Genomic DNA, 4,407 nt, shown 5'->3' with positions numbered 1-4,407 from the left:
TTTTCGAACGTTTGAAGTACCTATTTTTACCAGTCATATCAGGAAGTTATCATGCCATAAAAACATGTTTGCTTCCTAAGACCCTTATTTAAAAGAGAGATGCATTATATGGGAAGTTTCAAAAAACTTGGGCTGGTAGCTGGTTTCGCTTTGTTGGCGGCTTGTGGCAGTGACGCTGATAAATTTGCAGGTGAGTGGATTGATCCAAGTCCTAAAAAAGCGGAAGAGAAATCTGACCCTTTCAGCTACGCATCGACCAACGACATAACCATAAAAGCTGTCGACTCCAATAAGGTAGAGGTTACGTCTGATATCTTTGGCCGCGAACATAAGAATGTTTATTCTGTTAATGGTGAAAATATCATTAGCGGGACGCGAGTTATCTATACCCTTAAGGGTGATGAGCTTGTTGACAGTTTGGGCAAGAGGCTTATTCGTAAATAATAACTGCGTAATCAAAAAAGCCCGGCTATGAAGCGGGCTTTTTTGTTTCTGCTGTGTTTAACCTGTTTGTCAACGCCTCCGAGACAATTCCGAGACAATCTCGGCCGAGAGCTAAACTTTATCAATTAACCACAACGCGCATGGTATTACAGACAAAAGTCCTTAACCGACTGCTCGGCATCATTGAGACGCTGCTGCCGCTCTTCGTCCGACAATATATGGGTTTTCCCCTCCTCATCGACATAACTTAAGCGCGGGTTATTGCGCAGTTGTGCCAAATTGGTGCGTGTTTGCTCGCAAAACATCTTGCGTTCGGCTTCCTGCTCGGCCACTTCATTTTTAACTTGCAGTTCAATTTCCTGCTGCTTGGCATCCATCACACCGCTTGCTTTGTTCGCAGCCGGTGCGGCAACACCGCTCGGGCGGGGTGCTTTGGCACTGATACGCTCGGCCTCCACCCCTTGTGGCGGCTGTGCGCCAAAATGCACCGAACCTTTTTCATCCACCCAGCGGTAAATCTGCTGCGCACTAACAGATGCACTGCAAACCAGCAGCAAAGCCGCGATAAACACTCGATTTCGCATGGATTATATCCTTAAATCTCAGAGCCAAAAGAAGGCACTTACTATAACCAAAAGCCCGCCAAACCTCTTAGAGCCTGTCCTCAGTCGGCTGCGGACAGGCTTCTTAAGCAGGCGGGGTCGTCACCGGCTTGGCAGGCAACGCCTGCTTGCGTAAATCCGGCGCGCGCCAACGCCGTACTGAGCGCTGGAAAAACAAACTGTTGGGGATTTGCAGCAATGCGCCTGCGCCCATTTCGGTGACATCTTTTAGCGTGGTGTAAAACAGGTTGATGCTGATCACTCGCCCCTTTACGCCGGGCTTTTCGCCGCTGTCGATCACTTCAACCACATCGCCCAGCCGAAACGGTCCCAGGGCAAAAATCAGTACCGCGCAAAACAGGTTGGACAGCACGCTCCAAATGGCAAAAAACGCCACGGCCGCCACTGCGGTAAAGCCGGTCACGGCGGTCCACAGCACCTTGGCGGATACGCCTAAGCGTTCCAGCACCAGCAGCAGGGCGCTGCCTAAAATCAACCAGCGCAACAGGCCGCGCAGCGGCAGCAGCACTTCTTGCGGCAGCCCCGGGTAGTGCTGCCCCATGCGGCTGATGCCACGCGTCACAATACGCTGCGCGAGCCAGGCGAGAAACACAATGAGCAGCACATGCACGCCATGCAGTAGCGGCTGTCCCCAATCATTTAACAGTTGCAGCAGGTCATCATCCATAAGCGATCAATCAAACCTTTTAAGTGATTGCCCAGCTTCCAGCGCCTCCAGCGCCTCAAGCCAGGCCTCCTCCAGCGCCTCCTGCTCGCCTTGCAATATATCCTGTGCGGCGAGCAGCTCGCGCAGTTCGTCCTTACCGGTGCCATCATACAGGCGGCTGTCTGCGAGGCGTTGATGCAAAGCCGCGAGTTTTTCTTGCAGCTTGGAAAGCTGCGCTTCCAGTTTTTCCGCCTGTTTTTTTAACGCGCTGCGTGGCTTGCGCTGCTGCGCGGCCTGCTGGCGTTGTTCGCGGCGGTCTTCTTTGCTTTCGACGGGCAGGGCAATGGGCTTTTGCTGGGCGCGAAACGCCGTAAGCCAACGCGCGTAGTCATCCAGGCTGCCGGAGAAAGTCTCTAGCCGCCCCGCAGCGACCAGCCAGAACTCATCACAGGTGCTTTTCAGCAAATGACGGTCGTGCGAGACGAGCAACACCGCGCCGGAAAATTCCTGTAGCGCCAGTGTCAAGGCATGGCGCATTTCCAAGTCCAGATGGTTGGTCGGCTCGTCCATCAACAGCAGATTGGGCTGCTGCCAGGCAATCAGCGCCAAGGCGAGCCGCGCTTTTTCGCCGCCGGAAAAATTAACCGTAGGCTCCTCGCAGCGTGACCCACGAAAATCAAAGCCGCCCAAAAAGTCGCGCAGGGTTTGCTCGCGTTCTTGTGGCGCAATGCGCTTAAGGTGCAGCAGCGGGCTCATCGCACCGTCCAGCGCTTCCAGCTGATGCTGGGCAAAGTAGCCAATCGCCAAATGCTCGCCGCGTTGCCAGTGACCCGCTGCGGGCGCAAGACTGCCGGCAAGTGCCTTAATCAGCGTGGACTTACCCGCACCGTTCGGCCCTAACAGGCCAATGCGAGCGCCGGGGGCAAGACTGAGCTGGATGTTTTGCAAAATGATGGTTTCGCCATAGGCCAGAGCGCCATCACGGATATGTAACAAGGGATTGGGCGCACGCGCAGCTTCGCGGAAGGCAAAATCAAACGGGCTGTCGGCATGCGCCGGGGCGATTTCCTGCAAGCGCTGCAAGGCTTTAAGGCGGCTCTGTGCTTGCCGCGCCTTGCTCGCCTTGGCGGCAAAGCGACGGACAAAGGCTTCCATATGCGCACGCTGCGCTTGCTGCTTGTCAAAGGCGCTTTGTTGCTGCGCCAAACGTTCGGCGCGGGCGCGTTCAAAAGCCGTATAGCCGCCGCGATAAAGCCAGAGCTTATGTTGCTCCACCTGCACAATGTGCGAGACCACGGCATCAAGAAAGTCGCGGTCGTGGGCAATCAACAGCAGCGTGCCGGGGTAGCTTTTTAGCCAATCTTCCAGCCACAAAATGGCATCCAGATCCAGATGGTTAGTCGGCTCGTCAAGCAGCAGCAAGTCGGACGGGCACATCAGCGCCTGCGCCAGATTAAGCCGCATACGAAACCCGCCGGAAAAATCCCCTACTGGCCGGTTCATCTGCGCTTCGCTAAAGCCTAAGCCCGCCAGCAGTTTGCGTGCGCGGGCATCGGCGCTGTAGCCGTCTGCACTTTCCAGTTCATGATGCAGGTGCGCGATAGCGGCACCATCGCCACTGATTTCGGCCTCGGCAAGCCTCTGCTGGATTTGCCGCAGCGCGGTGTCACCATCTAACACATAATCGACGGCAAGGCGTTCAAGACTTTCGACCTCTTGCTGCATATGGGCAATGCGCCAGTTAGCCGGGATTTCCAAATGGCCTGCATCTACAGCCAACTGCCCTTGCAGCAGCGCAAACAGACTGGACTTGCCCGCACCATTGGCGCCGGTTAAACCGACTTTATGCCCCGCATGCAGGGTTAAATCCGCGCCGGAAAGTAGTGCCTTGCCTGCACGTTGCAGATGGAGGTTTTGCAGTTTAATCATGGGACAGCACTCTCTGCCTCTCTCCCGCAAAGCGCCGTTGCTTAACTTAAGAAAAGAGAAAAGGGTTACGGTTTTTTACCCTCTCCCCTCTTTTCGCAAGCGGGCGAGAGGTTTTAAGGGTTAGGGTTAAGCGGTGGGTTTGGCGTGCGCTTTGTGCAGCACTTCGATCAGGCAGTCTTCCAGTTCAAAACGTTCGTGCAGAAGTTGGCCTAAGTTTTTGAGTTCACTGGTGAAGGTTAGGTTGTCGCGGCTATCGCCGTTGTCGTAGCGGTCGTTAAAGGCCACCAGGCTTTCGGTAATGCTGTTAAGGCGTGGGGTAATTTGTTCGTCAAAAGCCAGCGCCTTGGTATCGCCAAACACTTGCGCTTCTTGGCCTAATTGCTCGTGCAGTTCAAAATGCCAAGCGGATACATAGTCCATCAATAATTGGCAAAAGGCTTGCAGGCTTTGTTCGGTCACGGCTAGCGGCTTGCCGTTATTTTGCAAGTGGCTGTAAGCATCGGCGAGGTCTTTGCGTTCGGCGAGCCAGCGGTCAAGCAGTTGGTTGACCCCACCCCAGCGTTCGCTGGCGCTTTGGCAATGTTCGAGCATGGAAAAGCCCTTTCCTTATGTTTGGCAAGATAAAGTACGCAGGGTATGCCGGATGCCAGCGGCTTTCAAGCCGTGCTCTCCCCTCTGTCAGTGATAAGTAATCTGTCCGCATCAGTAGCAAATGAACTGTCCGGTTTTACTGACCGCCGAGGAGGTGGTCATGAAACGGACGCT

At 54.7% G+C, this 4,407-nt stretch carries 5 protein-coding genes; 1 reads left to right on the top strand and 4 read right to left on the bottom strand.

What is annotated here, in order from left to right:
- The first annotated feature begins 108 nt into the window (after positions 1-108).
- The gene (locus AXE65_RS05350; RefSeq protein ID WP_068389137.1) at positions 109-444 is read left to right on the top strand and encodes a hypothetical protein; all 336 of its coding nucleotides are present in this window, start codon (positions 109-111) and stop codon (positions 442-444) included.
- 146 nt (positions 445-590) lie between these two features.
- Here the strand turns inward: AXE65_RS05350 and AXE65_RS05345 are convergent, their stop codons facing one another.
- The 4 genes from AXE65_RS05345 to AXE65_RS05330 form a co-directional block, all read right to left on the bottom strand.
- The gene (locus tag AXE65_RS05345) at positions 591-1,028 is read right to left on the bottom strand and encodes a DUF4124 domain-containing protein (RefSeq protein ID WP_068389136.1); all 438 of its coding nucleotides are present in this window, start codon (positions 1,026-1,028) and stop codon (positions 591-593) included.
- A 103-nt stretch (positions 1,029-1,131) separates the two neighbouring features.
- Entirely contained in the window at positions 1,132-1,734 is a 603-nt protein-coding gene (locus AXE65_RS05340) for a mechanosensitive ion channel family protein (protein ID WP_068389132.1), read from the bottom strand.
- A 6-nt stretch (positions 1,735-1,740) separates the two neighbouring features.
- Positions 1,741-3,642, bottom strand: coding sequence for an ATP-binding cassette domain-containing protein (locus AXE65_RS05335; RefSeq protein ID WP_068389129.1), 1,902 nt, complete (start codon positions 3,640-3,642; stop codon positions 1,741-1,743).
- Positions 3,643-3,768: 126 nt separating this feature from the next.
- Positions 3,769-4,233, bottom strand: coding sequence for an Rsd/AlgQ family anti-sigma factor (locus AXE65_RS05330; protein ID WP_068389127.1), 465 nt, complete (start codon positions 4,231-4,233; stop codon positions 3,769-3,771).
- Between the last annotated feature and the right edge of the window lie 174 nt (positions 4,234-4,407).

Origin of the sequence: Ventosimonas gracilis, assembly GCF_001580025.1 — a bacterium.
GTDB classification, from domain to species: domain Bacteria; phylum Pseudomonadota; class Gammaproteobacteria; order Pseudomonadales; family Pseudomonadaceae; genus Ventosimonas; species Ventosimonas gracilis.
Note: the sequence above shows the minus strand (reverse complement) of the source record. Positions and strands in the feature narration are given on the sequence as shown.

Bases quoted from the DNA above. Each gene is read 5' to 3' on its own strand.
- AXE65_RS05350 (WP_068389137.1), top strand. From the start codon at position 109: ATGGGAAGTTTCAAAAAACTTGGGCTGGTAGCTGGTTTCGCTTTGTTG.
- AXE65_RS05330 (WP_068389127.1), bottom strand. From the start codon at position 4,233: ATGCTCGAACATTGCCAAAGCGCCAGCGAACGCTGGGGTGGGGTCAAC.
- AXE65_RS05345 (WP_068389136.1), bottom strand. From the start codon at position 1,028: ATGCGAAATCGAGTGTTTATCGCGGCTTTGCTGCTGGTTTGCAGTGCA.
- AXE65_RS05340 (WP_068389132.1), bottom strand. From the start codon at position 1,734: ATGGATGATGACCTGCTGCAACTGTTAAATGATTGGGGACAGCCGCTA.
- AXE65_RS05335 (WP_068389129.1), bottom strand. From the start codon at position 3,642: ATGATTAAACTGCAAAACCTCCATCTGCAACGTGCAGGCAAGGCACTA.